Here is a 19741-nt window from a genome sequence, read left to right as displayed (position 1 = left end):
CCCAGTCGACGTTCCCCCTCAGACGGGCTTCGTCGCGCGCAGCACATCCTGCCGATCGACGGTGAGGCCAACCGCCGTCAAGGCAGCTGCGAGGTCCGCCGAGGATCGAGCCCACGTGCGCACGTCGGCCGCTTCTCTCGGAGTGCCTGAGCGAGGCCACACCAGGACAACGCCTCCGGGGGCCACGAACCATTCGGTGAGCCGCGCCCACTCCTCCAGGTCGGGCAACCATGACACGACGCCTTCCGAGCTGAGCACGACGTCGAAAGAGTCCGGCTCGGGCAGCATGTGCCGCAACTCGTAGAGGTTCGCGCAGACGAAGCGGATCCGCTCGGACAGATCGCGCTCGGCAGCACGAGCGCGCGCACGGCGTACAGCCGGCATCGAAAAGTCGACCCCGACGACAGTCGCGCCCCGCCCGGCGAATTCGTGCGCGTCGAGGCCGTCGCCGGAGCCGAGGTGCAGAACTCGCGGTGTGAGCGTCGAGGACAGCACCGCCTCCGCCAACCCCGGTCGGAGCGCACCCTCGCCGGTGCGCTCCTCCCAGTACGTGCGATTCAGGTCAAGCCACTCTCCCGAGCGCAGATGCTCTCCGCGGTCGACCTGGACCATCCGGGCTACTTTCCTTCGGCCTGGAGCGCCCGCGCGAGCGCCTCGGTCAGCTGCTTGTCTGCCGTCGCGAACGCGGACAGATCGCCCGACTTGAAAGCAGTCTCGCGCGCTGTCAAGGCGGTGCGAGCGTCGTTCAAGGCCTGCTGGAGCGCGGTCTGGTCGCCCGTCCCGGTGCCGCCCGTGCCCCCTGTCGTTCCGCCCGCGTCGCCGCCGGTGTTCCCACCCTCGGTACCCGTCCCGGCGCCCGGAGTCGTCGGCGTGCCGGTATCGCCCGCGTCCGCTCCCGAGTCGCCGCCGAAGAGGCTGTCGAGCGCCTTGTCGAGGGTGTCCTCGAAGGCGATGTCGTCACCGAATGCGACCAGGACCTTCTGCAGGAGCGGGAAACTCGTGTCTCCGTTGGAGCGCACATAGATCGGCTGAACGTAGAGCAGGCCGCCACCGACCGGCAGTGTGAGCAGGTTGCCCCGGGTGACGGTCGTGTCGCCACGCGAAAGGATGTTGAGTTCGTTCGCGACCGTGGGATCGGTCGTGAACGCGTTTTGCACCTGGCCCGGGCCCGGGACCGTGTCGTCCTTGGGCAGCTCGAGCAGGCGGAGCGTGCCGTAGCCGTCAGCGACGGCACCTGCCTGGGAACCGGCGTCCGAATCGGCGACGAGATAGCCGGTCAGCACGTTGCGGCTGGCCTGCGTGCCCTGGACACTCGCCGGGATGTACGTCGAGTACAGCGAGTAGGACGGCACCCCCTGATCCGGAGTTTGCAGCGTCAGATAGTACGGCGGTTGCAGGCTGGCGCCCGATGCGGCGGCCGTAGTCGCGGCTCCGCTGGTCGGGTCGTTGGGAGTCGCCCATGCGTCCTCACGGGAGTAGAACGATCCGGCGTCGGTCACGTGGTACGTGCCGAGCACCGCGCGCTGAACCTTGAAGAGGTCCTCCGGGTAGCGGACGTGGCTGAGTAGCTGCGCGGACATGTCGCTGACCGGCTTGACCGTGGTCGGGAAGATCTTTTCCCACGTCTGCAGAATCGGGTCCTCGGTGTCCCAGGCATAGAGGGTCACCTTGCCGTCATAAGCGTCCACAGTGGCCTTCACCGAATTGCGGATGTAGTTGACGTCATCGGTCGGGAATTGCTGCTGCGTGCTCGTGTCGGCGATCGCCTGCGAGAGGCTTTGCACCTCCGAGTACGGGTAGTCGGCAGACGTGGTGTATCCGTCGACGACCCACACCACGCGGCCGTCGACGACGGTCGGATAGGCGTCGGAGTCGAGCTTGAGATAGGGAGCGACCTTTTGCACGCGCTGCACGGGATCGCGGTCATACAGGATCTGTGACTTGTCGTTCACTCCGTCCGAGAGGAAGATTTGCTCGGACTGGAACTTGATCGCGTAGACGAGCTTCTTGAAGACGTTGTCGAGCGAGGGACCGCCTTGGCCGTCGAAGGTCGTGTACGTCTGCTGCGCCCCATCGGTGCCTGACGGGTAGTCGAGTTCGATGTCGCGCGAGTCGTTGCCGCCGACGATCGAGTACGGCGGCGAGTTCTCGCCGAAGTAAATGCGCGGCTGGTAGTCGCCCAAGTCTCCGGTGGTGGGGACGCCGGACTCGATGAAGACGGGCTCGCCGTCGGCCGAGCGCTGGTTGCCATAGGCGGCGACGAGGCCGTAGCCGTGGGTGTAGACCAGCGTCTGGTTGTACCAGGTCTGGTTGGCGCCGAGGCCATTGAGGTTCAGCTCGCGGACGCCGACCACGGCATCCTGCGTGGAGCCATTGATGGAGTAGCGGTCGACATCGAGGGCATTTTGCGTGTCGCCGAACTTGTAGTACTGCCGGAACTGCTGCAGCTGCGCGAACGCGTCAGTGACGACGGAGGGATCGAGGATGCGAATGTTCGCCGTGGTCTCGGCGTCGGAGCGGAGCGCACCCGGCTCGGCGTCAGTGGTGGCGTCGTAGGGGATGACCTGGACATCCTTCACTCCGTACGCCTGACGAGTCATGTCGATGTTGTTCTGGATGAAAGGCTGCTCGAGCGTACGTTCGTTCGGCTCGACCTGGAACTTCTGCACGATCCACGGGTACAGCGAGCCGACGAGCAGACTCGACACGATCAGAAGAGCCGTGCCGATGACCGGGAGACGCCAGCGGCCGATAAAGGCAGTGACTACGAAGAAGATCGCAACTAACGCAGCGATTCCGGCGAGGATCTGCAGGCCCGGGATCGTCGCGTTGACGGTCGAATACGTGGCTCCGGTGATACGCGGACCCTGCTTCGCGAGGGTCGCGTACTGGTCGAGCCAGAAGCTCACAGCCTGCACAGCGAGGTAAAGGGCCGCGGTGATCGCGAGCTGGACGCGCGACGCCTTCGAGATGCGGATTTCGCGGCCGTTGACCCGGATAGCGCCATAGAGATAGCCGGTGGCGAGAGTCGCGAACGCCGAGATCAGCAGGACCGCCGACGCGAATCCGACAATGCTCTGATAGAAGGGCAGCTCGAAGAGATAGAACGACGTATCCAGGCCGAATTGCGGATCCGCGACCCCCGAGGGCGTGCGATTCCAGAACGTGAGACTCGTCTGCCAGCGAGTGGCAGAGGAGACGCCGGCAAAGAGGCCGAGCACCGCGGGGATCCCGAACGTGGCCAGGCGCCGGAGCGGCTCCACGACCTGCTGGTAGCGGTCGATCTGCGGATTGAGCTTCGCGTAGACCGGCCGGAGGCGGTACGCGAGCATCAGGCTGACGAACACCGGCACGGCCATCGCGACGAAGCCGATGATAAAGAGACCGCCGGCGGCCGCCCACTGCGTTGTGAGCACGGACAGGAAGCCGAGCTGGTCATACCAGAGGATGTCGGTGTACAGGCCGGCGAAGACGAAGAACGCCACCACCAGGATGGCCACCACCACGACAGTGACGGCGAGGACGCTCCGTCGCTTCCGCTGCGGCGTTTCGGTTGCTGTGGAACTCACGGAGGGGCCTCTTGCTGTCGAGATGTGAGGGGAGAGACCCATGCTATGCGACGTGTGTCCGGCTCAGCTGAGCGTCGCCCGCGGGCATCGTCTCCGCCCGTCCCCGGTCCCGCCCCGTCCCGCTCCCGTCCCCCGCCGAGAAGCCAGAAGTTGTCGCACTCGGCGTCGAGTGCGACAACTTCTGGACAGTGGCAGATGCCGACTCTCGGACAGTGGTGGATGGAGAGTCGGGAGTGAGCGCGGGCGGCGGGCCGCGGTCAGTTGATCGGAGTGGCCGTGCTGCAGTTGGGGAGGCCAGACGTGTCGCCGGCAGCGACGGCCGTGAGGGTGGCCAACGCGTCGTCGAGGGTCGAGACCGCCAACACGCCGAGTCCGTCGGGGACGTGACCGACCACCTCGTTGCAGTTGCTGCTCGGAGCGAGGAAGTAGGCCGCACCGGCGCCTTTCGCTCCGTAAAGCTTTTGCCGGATGCCGCCGATCGGGCCGACCTCGCCCGCGGCGTCGATCGTCCCGGTGCCCGCGACCTTCTGGCCGCCATTGACTTCGCCCTCGGTGAGCTTGTCGATGATCCCGAGCGCGAACATCATTCCGGCGCTGGGTCCACCGACATCATCGAGCTGGATGTCGACCTGGAAGGGGAAGTCGAAGGATGTGCCGGGCAGGATGCCGATCACGGCGGCTCCGTTCGATTCGCGGGGCGTGACGTGCACCTCCTGCTGCGCTTCGCCGCGCGCAATGCTCAGCTGCACTGGCGCGCCGGTGCCCAGCGTCTGCAGGGTCTCGCGCAGGGCGGTCACATCGGTCACGGCGGTGCCTGCGACGGCCAAAATCTCGTCCCCCGGCTCGAGAACGCCCTCAGCGGGCGATCCTGTCGGCACCTGCAGCACCGACACGTGCTGCTGGACGTCGTAGCCGAGCTCGGTGAGCGCCGCGGCGATCGCCTCCTGCTGCGAGTCGGTCATCTCGGCCTGGTTCATCTCGTCACGCTCCTCGACCGTGGTCGACGGCGGGAAGATCGCATCGACTGGGACGACAGCCTTTGTGCGATCGAACCAGGCTCCCGCGACCTCGACCCAGTTCGGGAGGCTCTGCGGACTGCCGAGGACCGAGACGGTGAGCATGTCGAGGGTGCCGCCGGTCGGATAGGTCGTCTGGTCCGGGATCGAGATGAGCGGGACGTCCTTCCTGGTGCCCAGGGTGTCGAACACGGGACCGGGCTGCTCGATCACGTAGGGAGCGGGAGCGACGCCGAGTCCGACGACGAGCGCGACTCCCGAAAGAAGGACGACCGGTCCCACCCACGCGCGGCGAGGGGACAACGACGGGCGCGGGCCGTCGGAGAACAGCGACACGGAGGCCTTTCTGGCTGCGGGTGGAGCGGCTCCGCCGGGATGTTCGCGGCGGGCGGAAGCGGGCTGCGCCCGGGCGGCGCTCTGCACAACGTGGCCCGAGGCGCTCGGGCTAACGTAGCCTGCACGACTGGGAGTCGCTGGAACATGCGCCCGAAGTAGGGCCGCAGAGGCTGCGACGACCGATTTCACCCGAACGACGGAAGGCTGATCCGATGGCCGATGGCGACAGCGCGGACCGAGCGGGCGGCGGCTCCGAGGACGAGTTCCGGGAGATGCTGCGGAAGTTCCTCTCGGGGAACGGACCGGTCGATCCCGCACATCTCGCGGGGGCTGCGGGTCTTCCCAACGATCCCGTCGCGCTGGCGAAGCTGCTGGGGCAGCTGCAGAGCGCGATGCAGCACAACGGCACAGGAGGCGTCAACTGGACGCTCTCGCTGGAGCAGGCGAAGCAGATGGCGCGGGCCGAGTCCACGCCGGTGTCCGACTCTGTCCGCGCACCGTTCGATGGCGCCTTCAAGGTCGCGGCCCTCTGGCTCGACGAGGTCGCGTACGTCTCAGAACTGAGCCGCACGCCGCGCTCGATCAGCCGACTGGAGTGGATCACGCTGACCATGCCCGTGTGGACTCAGCTCGCCGAGCCGGTCGCCCTCAGCATCTCGGACGCGCTCACCCGAGTACTGCGCGACCAGGCGCCCGAGGAGATGCAGGCGATGATCGCCGGCGCCGAGGGCATGATGCGAGGGATCGGCGGCACCCTGTTCGCCCTGCAGCTCGGCCAGGTCGTCGGGCAGTTGACGGCCGAGGTCGTCTCTGGCGGCGATATCGGCATTCCGCTGCTCGAGGAGAACGACGCGGCGATCGTGCCGCAGAACGTCGCGGCCTTCGGCGAGGGTCTCGACATCCCGCTCGATCAGGTGCAGCTCTACCTCGCGGTGCGAGAACTCGCACACGCGCGCCTGTTCCGCCACGGCAAGTGGCTGCGCCTCGCTCTGATCTCGCAGATCACCGACTTTGCGCGCGGGATCAGCATCGACACCACCCGCCTTGAAGAGCTGGCCGAGAACTTCGACCCGGCCAACCCCGAGGAGCTGCGCGACGCAATGACATCGGGCGCGCTGATCCCGCCCAAGACGGAGGAGCAACTCGCCGCCCACGGCCGCCTCGAGACGGTCCTCGCACTCATCGAGGGCTGGGTCGACGTGGTAACGGCTGCAGCGACCACCCGACTGCCCAGTGCAGGAGCGATCGCCGAGACGGTGCGCCGCCGCCGGGCCTCCGGCGGGCCCGCCGAGTCCGCCTTTGCCACGCTGGTCGGGCTGGAGCTGCGGCCACGACGCCTCCGTGAGGCCGCCGCGATGTGGCAGGCCGTCACCGACGCGGTGGGGCCGGAGGCGCGAGACGCCCTGTGGTCGCATCCCGACCTCCTGCCCGGGTCGGACGACCTTGACGACCCGAGCATGCTCGTCGCGCGACTCACCGCCGAGGCGCGCGGCGAGACTCCTGAGCCGGACGAGATGGACCGCGCTCTGGAGGATCTGCTGAACGGAACGATGCCGCACGAGGGCGACGCAGATGATCCCGGCACAGACGTCGCTGACGACCACGGAGACGACCAGGGTTCCGCACCCACCGGAGACCGCCCCCTCTGAACCGGCGCCAGCCTGTGGATAACTCGCGCGGCGCCGGGACGTTGTGGGCCATGATCGGGCGATGGTGCTCCGACTCGATCCCCGACTCCCCCTGCTCTGGCGCTCCGCGCACTCGGTGCAGCTCGGACTCGACCGGCCGCACGTGGTCCTCGAGGGAGTCGGCTACCCCGAGGAGCTGCTGCTCGACGCCCTCCGAATCGGCACGAGTGCGGGCACTGTCCGGTTGATCGCGAGACGCGCGGGAGCATCCGACGCGCGCGTCGATGACGTCCTCGCGGCGCTGCGCCCCGTGCTCGTGCGCACTACTGAGCCCGGCCCGCCCCCGGCCCCGCGCGTCGTGGTCGAGGGTGCCGGCGCCGCCTCCGATGCGCTTCGGACGCTGCTCCGGAGCGAGGGCTGCGAGCTGCTGGGCGAGGACTCCCTGCCGGATCTAGCCGTCCTGGTCGCGGACTTCGCTGTCGCCCCCGCGCGCGCGGCGCACTGGCTCGGGGCGGATGTACCGCACCTGGCTGTCGTGTTCGGCGACGAGGGTGTGCACCTCGGCCCGCTGGTGGAGCCGGGCGAAGGGCCATGCCTGCACTGCGCGGAGCGTGCACAGGTCGACCTCGACCCGGATCGGCCGCGGCTCGTGATCCAGGTGCTCGGCAAGACGGCGCCCACGCGCACACCCTTGGCGAGCGCCGCAATCGCGGTTGCGGCGGCCGACATCGTCCTGCGGCGGCTCTTGGCCGGATGGCGGGGCCTGCGTCACGTCGAGCGTAGCTATACCGACGCCTCCGGCAGTTTCAGCGAGCGGCGGAGGGAACCCCACCCCGGCTGCGCGTGCCGAGCTCTTCCAGGAAGCGTGACGGCTCCCGCCGACTGACGCGGCCGACCGTCGAGCGCGCCCACGAGAGCCGGAGCCGCCGTCGAGCGCGGGTGATCCCGACGTACAGCAGCCGGCGCTCCTCGTCGATCGCCTCGAGCCCGGCGGCATACGAGATCGGCAGCAGGCCCTCGGCGAGTCCCATCAGGTGCACTGACTCCCACTCCAGGCCCTTCGCCGAGTGCAGGGTCGCGAGGGTGACCGCCGCCCGATCGGGCTCGTGGTGCACGTGCTGGCGGGCGATCAGGTCGTCGGTGAAGTGGCGGAAGCTCCAGCCTGCGGGCGCCTCGTCCACCAGGCGGGCGAGGGTGTCCAGCGACTCCCAGCGGTCGCGCACCGCACCCGGTGCAGACGGCGGCTCGGCGCTCCAACCGAGGGAGCGGAGCACGTCGCTCACCGACTTGAACAGCGGCTCGCCCGCAATGGACACGGAAGCGGCGCGCAGCTGCATCACGGCCTGCTTCACTTCTGGGAGGTCGAAGAAGCGCTTGCCGCCGCGCATGTGCGCGCTGACTCCGCGCTCGTGGAGCGCGTGTTCGATGACAGCGGACTGACTGTTGGTGCGGAAGAGCACCGCGATGTCGGAGGGACGCACCCCCGCTTCAATGTCCGCGGTGACTCGCGCCGCGATGCCACGTGCTTCGGCGATGTCGTCCGGGTAGGCGTCGACTGCCGGCTCCGGGGCCTCTGTCGCGGCCACAGCATGGAGCGAGAGAGCCCCCGGCCGCCCGCGCATCAGACGGTTCGCGGTCTGCACGATCGGCACAGCCGAGCGGTAGTTCTCTTCAAGGCGGACGACCGTCGCGGCCGGCCAGCGGGCCGGGAAGTCGAGGAGATAGTCGGCGCGGGCTCCCGCGAAGGAGTAGATGGTCTGGCTGGCGTCGCCGACGACGCACAGGTCGCTCCGGTCGCCCAACCACAGCTCCAGGAGCCGCTGCTGTAGCGGCGAGACGTCCTGGTACTCGTCAACCACGAAGAAGCGATACTGCTCGCGCACCTGCATCGCCATCGCCGGCTCGGATTCGAGCATCCCGGCGGTGACGAGCAGCACGTCCTCGAAGTCGATCTGGCGACGCTGGTCCTTCAGGCCCTCGTACTCGTCCACGAGCGCGACGGTCTGCTCGAGTGTGAGCCGACCCGGGAGTGCGCGGGTGCGCGCGGCGACCGCGTACTGCTCGAGCGAGAGAGCGGACACCTTCCGCCACTCGATCTCGGCCGAGAGGTCTCGCAGAGTCGCCGTGTCGAGCTTGAGGCGCAGACGCTCAGCCGCGTGCCCGAGCAGCCGCGCCTTGCCGTCGAGAAGCTGCGGCATCGTCCCGCCGACGAGCTGTGGCCAGAAATACCCCAGCTGCGAGAGCGCCGCGGCGTGAAACGTGCGCGCCTGGACTCCGCCGGCTCCGAGCACCCGCAGGCGCGAGCGCAGCTCGGCGGCCGCGCGGCTGGTGAAGGTGAGCGCCATCACTCGGCCGGGGGTGTAGACGCCAGTGGCGACTCCGTGCGCGATGCGGTGGGTGATCGTGCGGGTCTTGCCCGTCCCCGCTCCGGCAAGCACGCAGACGGGGCCGAGCAGCGCCTCCGCTGCCTCGCGCTGCCCCTCGTCGAGACCATCGAGCAGGCTCACGCGATCGGGCCGTTCTCCAACTCGCCTCCGTACCAGTCCTCGATCATCGCGCGAGCGATCGAGGATCTCCCGGGCAGGAGCACCGAGTCGAGCGAGTCGTGGAGTTGCTGCCGGGTGAACCAGCGCAGCTCGACGATCTCCTCGCCGTCCGGGAGCAGGTCGTCCGGCGCCTGATCGTCGGCGACCCGAGCGCTGAATCCGACCATGAGCGACGCGGGGAACGGCCAGGGCTGCGAACCGAGGTACTGCGGGGCGACGACGCGGAGCCCCGACTCCTCGCCGATCTCGCGAATCACCGCGGCCTCGAGCGACTCGCCGGGCTCGACGAATCCGGCCAGCAACGAGAAGCGGCCGGTGCCCCACATGGCGTTGGAGCCGAGCAGGAGGCGGTCGTCGGCGTCGAGGACGCAGACGATGATCGCGGGATCGGTCCGCGGGAAGACCTGACTGCCGTCGGTGAGCGAGCGGCGCACCCAGCCACCCTGCTCGACCACGGTCGGGTCGCCGTTGCGAGGCGAGTAGCCGTGCGAGGCGTGCCAGTTGGCGATTGCCAGTGCCTCGGTGAAGAGGCCGGCGTCACGGTCGCTCAGGCGATCGGCGATCGGACGCAGGCCGCTCCAGCGCTCCTCGTCGGGCTCGAGCTCGGCGGCGGCCGCATCCGTGAGCACCGTCACGACGACCGGAGTTCCCGCGGGCTCGCCGGGCGCGTCGACCGTTGTGCGACCGAGGTAGATGCGGAGCACGCCGGAGGTGACCTCCGCCGTGCTGCGCAGCGCGAGACGGTCGGAGTCAACGAGCGTGCGGTCGTGATGCAGCGCGAGCACGCGAGTGGTGGAGTCGGTGAGCAGCTCATCGAAGAGCGCCGGGCGGGTGCGGCCAACGTTGTCGCGGTCGACCGCCTGTCGAGAAAGGGGGAGGCGATCAGCGAAGGGAACTGACATCCGAAGCTCCTTTCGTCACGGAGCCGCGAGCACCGCTGTCACGGGCCTTCGACGGCATCGACGGGACAGCGCGTGGCGGCAAGACGGCCGGGCACGAGCCGCCTACCCTGGACACCATGGCCAGATCCCACCTCACTCTAGCCGCGCTGGCCACCTCGGCCGTCGAGGGCCTCGATGTCCGCACCGCGCGCCCTTTCACATCGTCGACGCACGGCGACTTCGACTCCGCGCTGCTGACGACCCGGGACTCGGCGCGCCTGGTGGTGCGGGTGCCCACCTCCCCGCTGGCCGAGCAGGAGCAGCTCGGCGACCTCGTCGCGTTGCGCGCGCTGACGCCAGGAATCCGCAGCCGCCTGCCGTTCGACGTCCAGAAGAGCGTCGGGCAAACGCCCTTCGACGGGACGCGCGCCGTGGTCTACGAGTACATCGAGGGCCACCGCGTCCTGATCGACGATGTCGCCGCGCAGAGCGCTCTCGCCGATTCCGTCGGTTGGTCGATCGGAGCGATCCACTCGCTGCCCGCCTCGTTCGTGCAGGAGGCTGGGCTGCCGATCTCGACGACCCGCGACAACGTCAACGAGACCGTCGCGGTCATCGAGCGCGCGGCCGACACCGGACACGTCCCTGCCGCCCTCGTCGCACGCTGGGAGATGGCGTCCTCGGACGACGCGCTCTGGCAGTTCGATCCGACCGTGGTGAATGGCTCGATGACCGCCGACTCGTTTCTCCGCTCCGGTGACGTCGTCGCCGCGGTGCTCGGCTGGGCGGCGTTGCGCGTCGGCGACCCCGCCCGCGATCTGCACTGGCTGCTGAGTGCCCCCGGCTCCGAGACGGCGCTCTCCGCCTACTCGCGGATGCGCGCGGGCGCCGTGGACCGCGCGATCCGGCAGCGCGCTCAGCTCTACGCCGAACTCGAGCTCGCGCGCTGGCTGCTGCACGGCACCGAAACCGACGACTCCGCGATCGTGGACGACGCGGTCGCCATGCTCGACACGCTGGTCGACAGCGTGCTTGGCGACCTCTCGGCGCCGCTCTCGACCGACACCGGGCCCGTGCTTGAGGTCTCAGAGGTCGAGGAGCTATTGAACCGCACGCCCGGAGCCCGCACCGGCTCCTCCGCTCACGGCCGCGGGCTCGCCCCCGTTGCCGAGGACAGCGACTCCGCCAGCTCGCGCTCGGAGTAGAACCGCTCGGGCCGCAGCACGAGGTCGTCGGCAACGAAATAGAACACGGCGTCGACGCTGTCGAGCGGCACGCCCCGCCAGCGCGAGTAGGCGAGCCGGTACAGCGCCAGCTGGAATTGCTTGAGCTCGAGATCGGCGGCGTCCTTCGGTGCGCGGCCGGTCTTCCAGTCGACGATTTGGACGCCCGCGTCGGTGCGGTAGACGGCGTCGAGCTTGCAGACGACGACATGGCCGGCGAGCTGGAGATGGATTTCGATCTCGACGGCGTCGGGGCGCCGGTCGGCCCACTCCGATCGCTCGAAAGTCTCGATGAGGAGCGCGAGTTGCTCGTGTTCGAGGCTGGTCGATCCGCTCTGGTCGAGTTCGTCGGGGAAGGTGTCGACGGCCTCAGCACCGCCGTAAATCCCGAAACGGTTCTCGACCCAGGAGTGGAACGTCGTGCCGAGGCGGGTCTGTCGGTACGGCCGCTCGGGCATCGGCCGGCGAAGCTGCGCAGACACCTCGTCGGGCGTGCTCACGATGTCCTTGAAGCGCGACGCGGGGATGCGCGTCGGCAGCGGTGGCCGCTTGCCACCGGCGAGGCGCACCGCCCGCTCGGCCAGCAGGAGGCGGATGTCGTCGCCGCGCGCTCCAAGCAGGGCCGGCTCGGCCGTGTGCACCCGCGCCGCAGCCGCCCGCACCCGCTCGCCCCGGGAGCCGAGCGGATCGTGCGGCCAGCGGAACGTGCGCGGCGCGCGTTCGAGCGGGTTCTCGAGGTCGGCAGGTTCGGTGGGGAGCGCTGGGATCGTTCCGGCCTCTTCGAGGTCGCGGAGGAACACCCCCGGCCCGCGCGGCTTCGCCTGACCTGCCCACCACGAACCGGTGAGCAGCAGGTGGTGACGCGCGCGCGTCACGGCGACGTAGGCGAGGCGGCGCTCCTCCGCCTCGTTGCGCTCGCGGAGGGTCTCGCCGAACGCGCCGATCGCGTCGACGACCTCCTTCTGGGTGGTGCAGCCGCGCCAGGCGAGGTCGGGGAGCTCGGCGGCATCGCCGCGGAAGGCGTAGGGCATCGCACCCAAGCGCACCCAGCCGCGGAATCCTTCGACGGGCGTGCCGGGCAGCTCGCCATCGACCATCCTCGGCACGGCGACGAGATCCCACTCCAGGCCCTTCGAGCCGTGGATCGTCAGCAGCTGCACGGTGCCTGGCTCGGGGTCCTCGGGGCGTGGGGCGAGGCCGTCGCGCTTGTCGGCCAGCACCAGCCAGCGGAGGAATCCCCGAAGCGACGAACCGGTGCCCGCGCCGCGGTCGTCGGTCTGTAGGTAGCCGGCCACGGCCTCCCGGAACGCCTCCAGGTTCGCCCGGCCGTCGCTGCGCGACTCGTTCGCCTCGACCTCGATGTCGAGGCCCAACTCTTGCTCGACAAGGGTGACGAAGTCCAGGAGGTCGAGACCGGCCCGCGCCCGCAGGCGAGCGACAAGAGTTCCCGCCTGGCGCAGCCGGCGCAGTCCCTCCTCGCTGAAGGCGCCGAGGGCGGAGTGGTCGAGGCGGCCGTCCTCACCGGGGCGGCGCGCGGCAATGAAGTCGAGGGCCTCGACGATCGAGCCGCCCTCGCCCTCGGTGACAGACGCACGCATCCGCTCGCGTACCTCCTCGGGAAGCAGGCGGTGCGCGTGGTCGCGGGCAGCGAGCCAGGAGGCGAGGTCGCGCAGGGCCTTGAGGTCGCGCACCCCGAGGCGCCAGCGAGCACCGGCCAGCAGGCGCACGAGTTCACTGCCCGCGGCGGGATCCTCCACCACCGTCAGCGCCGCCACGAGGTCGGCGATTTCGGGCTGGCGGAGCAGGCCACCGATCCCCAGAATGTGGTAGCGAACGCCGTGCTTCGCCAGCGCGGCCGCGAAGCGGTCCATGTGCGCGCGAACACGAAAGAGGATGGCGGCCGACGGCGGCTCGAGGCTCTCGCGCAGACGCCCCGCGAACCAGCGCGCGACATCGTCGGCCTCCTCCTCGATGGTCTCGGGGAACGTGAGCTCAACGGGGTGGCCGCTCGCCCCGGGGCCGGCAGCGAGGGTGTCGACCGGCACGGCGCTCCCGGCCGAGAGCGGCTCGACGACCGCGTTGGCGGCCGCGAGCACGCCATGGCCGTTGCGCCAGCTGGTACTGAGTGAGAAGCGCGCCTCCCCCTCGAAGTCGACGGAGAATCGGCCGAGACCCTCGGCGCTCGCCCCGCGCCATCCGTAAATCGACTGGTGCGGGTCACCCACGGCCATCACGCCCTGTCCCGCAAAGAGCCGGGCCAGCAGCTGCGTCTGCAGCACGGAGGTGTCTTGGTACTCATCGAGCAGCACCACCCGGTAGCGGGCGCGATACTCGTCAGCGATCCGGGGCACGCGCTCGACGATTCGTCGTGCGAGGGCGACCTGATCCGAGAACTCGACAAACCCGCGCTCGGCTTTCGCCTCCTGGAACCGCTCGGCGAGCGCCGTCAACACGGGCAGCGCGCTCACCGCGTTCAGCGCCTTCTCGAGCTCGCGGTAGACGCCGGAGCCGCTGCCCCCGCGCGGCAGCTCCCCCAGACGAAGGAAGTCCTCGGCGAACGCGGCGACCTCGGCCGGCTCGGCGAGATTGTCGGCCAGATCGTGCGCGAGTGACACGACGAGATCGGTGAGCCGGTCGATCCCGGCTTCGACGTCGAGGATGCGAGGGTCGGCCGTGTCAGCGACGACTCCGCGGGCGAGGTGCCACGCGGACGCCTCTGAGAGGACAGTCGCATCGCCCTCGCGCCCAATCAGCGCAGCATTGTCGCGGAAAATGGTGTTCGCGAAGGCGTTGTAGGTCGAGACCGTCGCCGCCTCGAAGAGGTCCGGGGCGCTCTGCCCGGGCGGCAGCCGCAGGAGGCCCGCGGCGCCGAGCTGGTCGATCCGCCGCCCGATGCGCTCGCCGAGTTCGGTGGCCGCCTTGCGGGTGAAGGTGAGACCGAGCACCTCGGAGGGAGCCGCGAGGCCGTTCGCGAGCAGCCACAGTACGCGGTTCGCCATCGTCTCGGTCTTGCCGCTGCCGGCTCCGGCGACCACCAATGCGGGCCGCAGCGGCGCCTCGATCACGGCTCGCTGCTCGATGGTCGGCGGGCGCAGGTCCAGGCGCTCCGCGATGGTCAGGGCGTCGATCACGGCAGTTCCTCCTCGTCCGGTGCGTCGGCGTCGATCGTGAGCAGGCCGTCGCCCGGCACCTCCGGCACAGCGTGGATGCGATAACGCAGCGCGTCACCCGGCGAGTACGGCACCGACTCGAGCAGACCGGAGAACCGGGCTGCCGCCATACCGAGCGCCGCAGCGCGGACGCGCTCGCGCAGGCGCTCCAGCTCCTCCTCGCCGAAGCGGGGCTGAACGACCTCGCGGTACGGCTTCCCGCGCACCCCACCGGAGACGAAGAGCAACTTTGCACCGCCGCCGGCCGTCGGATCCGCCGCCTCAATCGCCCCCTCGGCTACCGCGAGCTGGTAACTGCCGAGCTGTGCATGCTCGGCAATGTCGACCTGCCGAGGAATTCTGCGTCCCGTTTTAAGGTCGACGATGGTCACGGAGCCGTCGGCCGAGCGCTCGACGCGATCGATCGAGCCGCGCACCCGAGCCGGAGGCACATCGAGCTCGAACTGCTGCTCGCGGCCCAGTACCTCGCCGCCGCCGCGCTCGAAGTCGGCGAGGTAACCGGCGAGACCGTCGATGAGACGCCGCGTCACACGCTTCTGCCGCTCGCCGAGCCACGGCGACTCGAAGACGAGTTCGGGCCAGCGCGACTCCAGGGCCGCCCAGAGCTCGTCGGGGTCGGTACTCGCGGCGTTCTCGAGCACCCAGTGCACGAGGGTCCCGACGCCCATCGCCGTGCTGGTCGTCGAGCCCGAGACGGCATCCACGAACCAGTCGAGCGGCGAGCGCTCGAATGCCTCGAGTCGGCTGGGCGAGACTGCGACCGGCCGCTCCGGGTCATCGACGTCGAACAGCGGCTCCGTGCTGGAGGGCTCGAGGAGTCCCGACCACTCGGCCGGGTCGGCGCCAGGCACCTCGGCCACAGCGAGGGCACGCAGCCCACGGATCGCCGCGGGCGATTGCGTGGACCCGGGAGTGGTGGCCGTGCGCCGCAGCGCCGCCACCGCCCCCCGCAGTGTCATCGGCACTGCCGACGTGGCGTCGAGCCGGGGCGCGTCGGGCGGGCTCAGCCGGAAGAAAAGGGAGGGCGTCTCGTCCTCGCCTGCGACGGCGCTCAGCACCACCTGCCGACGGGCGCGGGATACGGCGAGAGCGAACATCCGAAGTTCATCGTCGAGCGTGGCTTTGCGGACGTCGAGCGGCAGACCCCCCTCGCCCCGCGTGTACCGCACCAGCCCGTCGGGGTCGAGCAGCGAACCGCGCTGGCGGAGGTTGGGCCAGACGCCGTCCTGCAAGCGAGCGATGACGACCACATCGAACTCGAGCCCGACCACCGAGGAGGGAGTGCCGATAAGCACCGCGTCCTCGACCGAGCGGGGCGCGAGTGTGTCCTCCGGCACCTCCGCCTCGAGGATCTCGGTCACGAAACCGACGGCGGACCGCCCGGGCGCCCGCTCCACGAAACGACGGGCTGCGCTGAAGAGGGCGACCACACCATCGAGATTGCGATTGGCCTCGGCGGCGGTGAGCCCGGTGCCGAGCGCGAGTTCGCGCCACGAGGTGGCCACGCGACTCGACTCCCAGGCCGACCAGAGCAGCTCCTCGATCGAGCCGTGCTCGGCGTGCAGCCCGCGAACCCGGTCGAGAGTGACGGCAAGCCGCTCGGCCTGGCGTGCGGGCGCCGAGTCGATCGTGGCAAAGCGGCCGGGAGCCGCCAGCGCCTCGACCAAAAGGGGATCGCTCGCGCGGATGCCGCCGGCCGCGAGTTCCTCAGCACGCAGGGCGAGCCGAAGCCGACGCAGACCAAGCCGGTCGACGCCGCCGAAAGGCCCGAGCAGCAGCTCAGCGGCGAGGTTGGCGTCGAGTTCGCGCTCACCGATCGCCACGCCGACGAGCACAAGCAGAGCGCGCGCGGCATGATCATCGCGGAGGTCACGGCCGGCGAGCACCGAGCGGGTCGGTACCTCCGCTACCGCGAGCGCCTTCATCAGCGGCTGGACCGCGGCCCCGGAGCGAACGACCACCGCCATCTGCTGCCACGGGATGCCGTCGCGCAGGCGTCGCTCTCGCAGCAGCCGCGCCACCGTCGCCGCCTCACGGGCGGGTGTGGGCGCGTGCAGCACGAGCACGGGCACCAGCCCGCCCTCGGGCTGCGGCTCGGCGACCGCCGTGCGCTGGCGGCCGGCGGCAGCGGTGCCGATCCGCTCCGTCGCGCCCGACACGAGAGCACGCACTGCGGCTGGATGCCGGTGCACCCGGGTGAGGATGAACGTGCTGACCTCGGTGATGCCGAGGCGCGAGGCAAAGCGGCCGAGAGTATCGGAGGCGGCGCCGCGGTAGGCGCTCGTCGCCACGTCGGGATCGCCCAGCGCCACGACAGTCACGCCGCGCTCCGCCAGCGCGCGCAGAAGCACAACGGTCGATTCGCTGGCCTCCTGCATGTCGTCCACGACGACGAGTCGCAGGGCGCCGATCCGCTCGCCCCCGCGCCCGGTGCGAATCGCCTCGGCCGCGAACGCGGCGAACTCGGCGGCGTCCAGTCGAGTGCCCGCCTCTGGCGCCATCCAGTCGACGACATCGCGCACCTCGTCGAGCATGTCGGCGGCGGCGCACCACTCGCCGCGCTCGGCGTCCACGCCCAGTGCCCGGATCGCGTCCGTGTCGAGCCCGTGCTCGGTGGCGCGCATTCCAAATTCGCGCAATTCGGTGCGGAACGTCCGCAGCCGGAGTACCTCGGGGCTGAACTCGTCAGGCCAACAGGGACCCGTGCCCTCCTCGAGGTGGCCCTCGAGAAGTTCGGAGAGGAGGGCGTCCTGCTCGCCTCCGGTGAGCAGCGTCGGCCGCTCCAGCCCGCGCTCCTGTGCGGAGGAAGTCACCGCCTCGAATGCCAGCGACGTCGCGGTTCGCGCGAGCGGCCCCCGCGTCGGCACGCCCAACCGCAGCGCCAACACATCGCGAAGGGCGGTCGCGGCGGTGCGACTCGCCGCGAGCACGACGATCGATTCGGGGGCGTAACCCCGTTCGAGCACACGCTCGGCGACCAGCTCGACAGCCGTGGTGGTCTTGCCCGTCCCCGGGGCGCCGAGGACGGCCGCGCTCTGCCCATCCGGCAGCGCGAGGACCGCGCGTTGGGACTCATCGAGCGGGACCGGGGGCAAGTTGTAGAACGCCAAGTCCCGATAGGGGATGGTCACTTAGCTCCTCGAGGACCCTGATCAGTACGAGTCGACACCCGCGTACTCAGTACGCTGACCGAAAATTAAGACGGCCCCCACGGAAACCGTGGGGGCCGAATCCCCTCCGAGCTAGGGCACGCTCTTAACACGCTTTATAGTACACGCGAAGGACACGGCCGTCAACTTCACGGAAGGACGAAGCGAGCCCTCAGTGCGCTTCGAGGATCACCCCTCACTCAGAAGCTAAGCAAATTCGCGGGGTTCCAGGCGCCGTCCAAGCCTCCGGCCGTGAGGCCGACCTCAGCGCGCGCCGCAAGCTGGAGCGGAGCGACTCCGTGAAATTGTTCCGCGTGAATCATCTGATCCAAGACAGCGGAGATCAATGGACCAGAGCAAAGCAGCGTGCTTTCGAGCCCGACCGGCCTTGCGTCGCCGCCATGTAGAACCATGTTCCGCTGTCGGTACAGTCGATGCAATGCATGGTTGATGTATTTCCTCACGCGGTTGAGCGTACTCTTTGGGTCCTCCGCAAGTTGCTTCATCCTGTTAAGAGCCTGTTGCGATCGAAAATCGAGGAAGTCGATGACATTCCCGGAGAGCAACCAGCTGTACATAACTTCCGCTCGACCGGCGGTATCCTCAACGCTTTCGAGCACGGAGAGCAATCGCTGATTAGCCCTCTCTTCTCTTTCTACCAAATAAGAGAGTCGACCAAGTTCAGCTCGCCCCCATGCTGCGGCAAGGATCGACGCAGCGCGGTCGGCGGCGATCGCCTTACCCCCGAAACCGCGCTCATCTCCGTCACTGGGGTCAGTAAGAAGGGACTCGATCGAAGCCCATGCTGACGAAACCGCCAAAGTGTCCGGACCATCAGTTAGGGGAGAAGCGAGTTGCAAAGCATCGTCTAGCGCGGTCGGTTGTCCATTCAAGACGATGCCATTCCGAAGTTTCTCACCCGCAGTCCGTGACCTGAGGACTATCGCCTTCCGCCGCTGAGCGAGACGCTTTGCTCCAGATTCCATGCGAAAAAAGGGATCATAGGCGAACTTGATTTCACCCGGTTCAAAGCGTAGTTGATTCTCAAGCCGGGTAATTCTCTCCGCAACAATTCTTGTGGCCGACCCAGGATCAAGTGCCTCCACCTCGAATTCGAGGGAACCAATAATAAGGTCACCCTCGACGCGCTGGTCCTTCCAGTCGCTCAGAATTCCAAGAGCAACATCTTTAGACCTCCACTGCGGACTTTTCTCAAGTTCGATGTGATCGGGGATTTTATGAATGAGAACCAAACCTCTGTGCGGAATCGGAGATTTAAAGAAAAGGGATTCCAGTTCCTCCACGATATCGAGGGTTTTCGCGCCATTTCTAATAAGGGAATGAACGTACTTCCGAAGCCATTCGCCATCATATCCTTGATCCAGAACCGCAGAAGAGAGATAACGCGAAGCACGCTCTACATGAAGATTATCTCCGTGCTCCTTGAGCTTGTCCTTCCAGTTGCTGAAATACCTCGACTCCGCGAACTGAATGAGATGATCCAACTGACGATGGCGCTGGGAGGAGTAGCTCAACTTACTCTTGAGGATATCGTGGAGCTGCTCCCGAACGGAGAGGCCTGCCAGGCCCGCATCGTTTCCCAACCCACCGAGGATGCGCCGTGAGAAGCGATCGAGTGCTCCTTGAGCGACTACCCTTTCGGGAACCCACTTCAGGGAGCCCGAGAACTCCCAAAGCGCTAGGAGCGAACCACCCTCCCATGAGCGACGGTACCAAGGTGTCCACGGCTCAATCTGCTCTAGGAGGCGATGCACGAAGAGGTCTCCCCGTGATGCAACGTTCATCAGCCGGCACCTCTTCCCGCACCCGTTCGCTCCGGGGTGCCTCCGTACCGTAGTGCAATCCATGCGTCCGACACTCCCGCGCAGCTCACCGGTCCCCCACCCTGCCCGCTCCGCTCAGCGCGAAACCGGTGCCGGCGCTGAAGCGCGGTCCCGTATCCTGACAGGCACATCCCCTCCCGAAAGGCACTGCTGGTGGAAATCCGTATTGGAATGGTCAACACCCCGCGCGAACTCAACTTCGAGTCGTCGATGTCCGTGACCGAGGTCGAGAAGACGGTGACCACCGCCCTCGAGGCCGGTACCGCGGTCCTCCGCCTCCGCGACGAGAAGGGCAAGATCTACATCATCCCCACCCACACCATCGCCTTCGTCGAGGTCGGCTCCGAGGAGTCGCGCCGCATCGGCTTCGTCGCCTAGG

General features: G+C 68.5%; 12 protein-coding genes. 4 read left to right on the top strand and 8 right to left on the bottom strand.

Annotated features, from left to right (window positions below; genetic code table 11):
- Window positions 1-18 precede the first annotated feature (18 nt).
- The 3 genes from B0H03_RS07535 to B0H03_RS07525 form a co-directional block, all read right to left on the bottom strand.
- Complete coding sequence (locus B0H03_RS07535) at window positions 19-612, bottom strand: class I SAM-dependent methyltransferase (protein WP_104263815.1); 594 nt, start codon at window positions 610-612, stop codon at window positions 19-21.
- 5 nt (window positions 613-617) lie between these two features.
- Window positions 618-3611 (bottom strand): UPF0182 family membrane protein, encoded by a 2994-nt coding sequence (locus tag B0H03_RS07530; protein WP_164860175.1) that lies wholly within the window; start codon window positions 3609-3611, stop codon window positions 618-620.
- 215 nt (window positions 3612-3826) lie between these two features.
- Complete coding sequence (locus B0H03_RS07525; protein WP_104263814.1) at window positions 3827-4921, bottom strand: YlbL family protein; 1095 nt, start codon at window positions 4919-4921, stop codon at window positions 3827-3829.
- Between the two features lie 212 nt (window positions 4922-5133).
- On the opposite strand from B0H03_RS07525, the gene B0H03_RS07520 reads away from it, so the two are divergent.
- Together B0H03_RS07520 and B0H03_RS07515 are read left to right on the top strand one after the other, a co-directional pair.
- Window positions 5134-6570 carry a zinc-dependent metalloprotease gene (locus B0H03_RS07520; protein WP_104354070.1) on the top strand — a complete coding sequence of 479 codons (1437 nt, stop codon included), beginning with the start codon at window positions 5134-5136 and terminating at the stop codon, window positions 6568-6570.
- Window positions 6571-6631: 61 nt separating this feature from the next.
- On the top strand, window positions 6632-7435 hold the full coding sequence (locus B0H03_RS07515) for a hypothetical protein (protein ID WP_104354069.1): 804 nt from the start codon (window positions 6632-6634) through the stop codon (window positions 7433-7435).
- Here B0H03_RS07515 and B0H03_RS07510 read toward each other — a convergent pair.
- Window positions 7356-9092 (bottom strand): ATP-dependent helicase, encoded by a 1737-nt coding sequence (locus B0H03_RS07510; protein WP_104263962.1) that lies wholly within the window; start codon window positions 9090-9092, stop codon window positions 7356-7358. The genes B0H03_RS07515 and B0H03_RS07510 overlap by 80 nt on opposite strands.
- The gene (nudC, locus tag B0H03_RS07505) at window positions 9053-9997 is read right to left on the bottom strand and encodes an NAD(+) diphosphatase (protein WP_104263963.1); all 945 of its coding nucleotides are present in this window, start codon (window positions 9995-9997) and stop codon (window positions 9053-9055) included. The genes B0H03_RS07510 and nudC overlap by 40 nt, the downstream gene beginning before the upstream one ends.
- Before the next feature lie 116 nt (window positions 9998-10113).
- Between nudC and B0H03_RS07500 the strand changes: the two genes are divergently transcribed.
- Window positions 10114-11181, top strand: a complete 1068-nt coding sequence (locus B0H03_RS07500) for a phosphotransferase (protein WP_104263811.1) — start codon at window positions 10114-10116, stop codon at window positions 11179-11181.
- Here B0H03_RS07500 and B0H03_RS07495 read toward each other — a convergent pair.
- The 3 genes from B0H03_RS07495 to B0H03_RS16175 form a co-directional block, all read right to left on the bottom strand.
- Entirely contained in the window at window positions 11118-14330 is a 3213-nt protein-coding gene (locus B0H03_RS07495; protein ID WP_104263810.1) for an ATP-dependent DNA helicase, read from the bottom strand. The two genes, B0H03_RS07500 and B0H03_RS07495, sit on opposite strands and share 64 nt — an antisense overlap.
- Window positions 14327-17500: an ATP-dependent DNA helicase gene (locus tag B0H03_RS07490; RefSeq protein WP_104263809.1), complete on the bottom strand. Its 3174-nt coding sequence runs from the start codon at window positions 17498-17500 to the stop codon at window positions 14327-14329. The genes B0H03_RS07495 and B0H03_RS07490 overlap by 4 nt, the downstream gene beginning before the upstream one ends.
- Window positions 17501-17718: 218 nt before the next feature.
- Window positions 17719-19323, bottom strand: a complete 1605-nt coding sequence (locus tag B0H03_RS16175; RefSeq protein WP_127843850.1) for a hypothetical protein — start codon at window positions 19321-19323, stop codon at window positions 17719-17721.
- Window positions 19324-19515: 192 nt separating this feature from the next.
- Between B0H03_RS16175 and B0H03_RS07475 the strand changes: the two genes are divergently transcribed.
- Entirely contained in the window at window positions 19516-19740 is a 225-nt protein-coding gene (locus B0H03_RS07475) for a DUF3107 domain-containing protein (protein ID WP_104263806.1), read from the top strand.
- The last annotated feature ends 1 nt before the right edge of the window (window position 19741 follow it).

It is taken from the genome of Rathayibacter iranicus NCPPB 2253 = VKM Ac-1602 (assembly GCF_003149025.1).
In the GTDB taxonomy this organism is placed as follows: Bacteria; Actinomycetota; Actinomycetes; order Actinomycetales; family Microbacteriaceae; genus Rathayibacter; species Rathayibacter iranicus.
Note: the sequence above shows the minus strand (reverse complement) of the source record. Positions and strands in the feature narration are given on the sequence as shown.

What these genes read in the sequence shown, in the direction of transcription:
- B0H03_RS07515 (WP_104354069.1), top strand. Translation starts at nt 6,632, where the DNA reads ATGGTGCTCCGACTCGATCCCCGACTCCCCCTGCTCTGGCGCTCCGCG.
- B0H03_RS16175 (WP_127843850.1), bottom strand. Translation starts at nt 19,323, where the DNA reads ATGAACGTTGCATCACGGGGAGACCTCTTCGTGCATCGCCTCCTAGAG.
- B0H03_RS07500 (WP_104263811.1), top strand. Translation starts at nt 10,114, where the DNA reads ATGGCCAGATCCCACCTCACTCTAGCCGCGCTGGCCACCTCGGCCGTC.
- B0H03_RS07535 (WP_104263815.1), bottom strand. Translation starts at nt 612, where the DNA reads ATGGTCCAGGTCGACCGCGGAGAGCATCTGCGCTCGGGAGAGTGGCTT.
- nudC (WP_104263963.1), bottom strand. Translation starts at nt 9,997, where the DNA reads ATGTCAGTTCCCTTCGCTGATCGCCTCCCCCTTTCTCGACAGGCGGTC.
- B0H03_RS07520 (WP_104354070.1), top strand. Translation starts at nt 5,134, where the DNA reads ATGGCCGATGGCGACAGCGCGGACCGAGCGGGCGGCGGCTCCGAGGAC.
- B0H03_RS07530 (WP_164860175.1), bottom strand. Translation starts at nt 3,611, where the DNA reads ATGGGTCTCTCCCCTCACATCTCGACAGCAAGAGGCCCCTCCGTGAGT.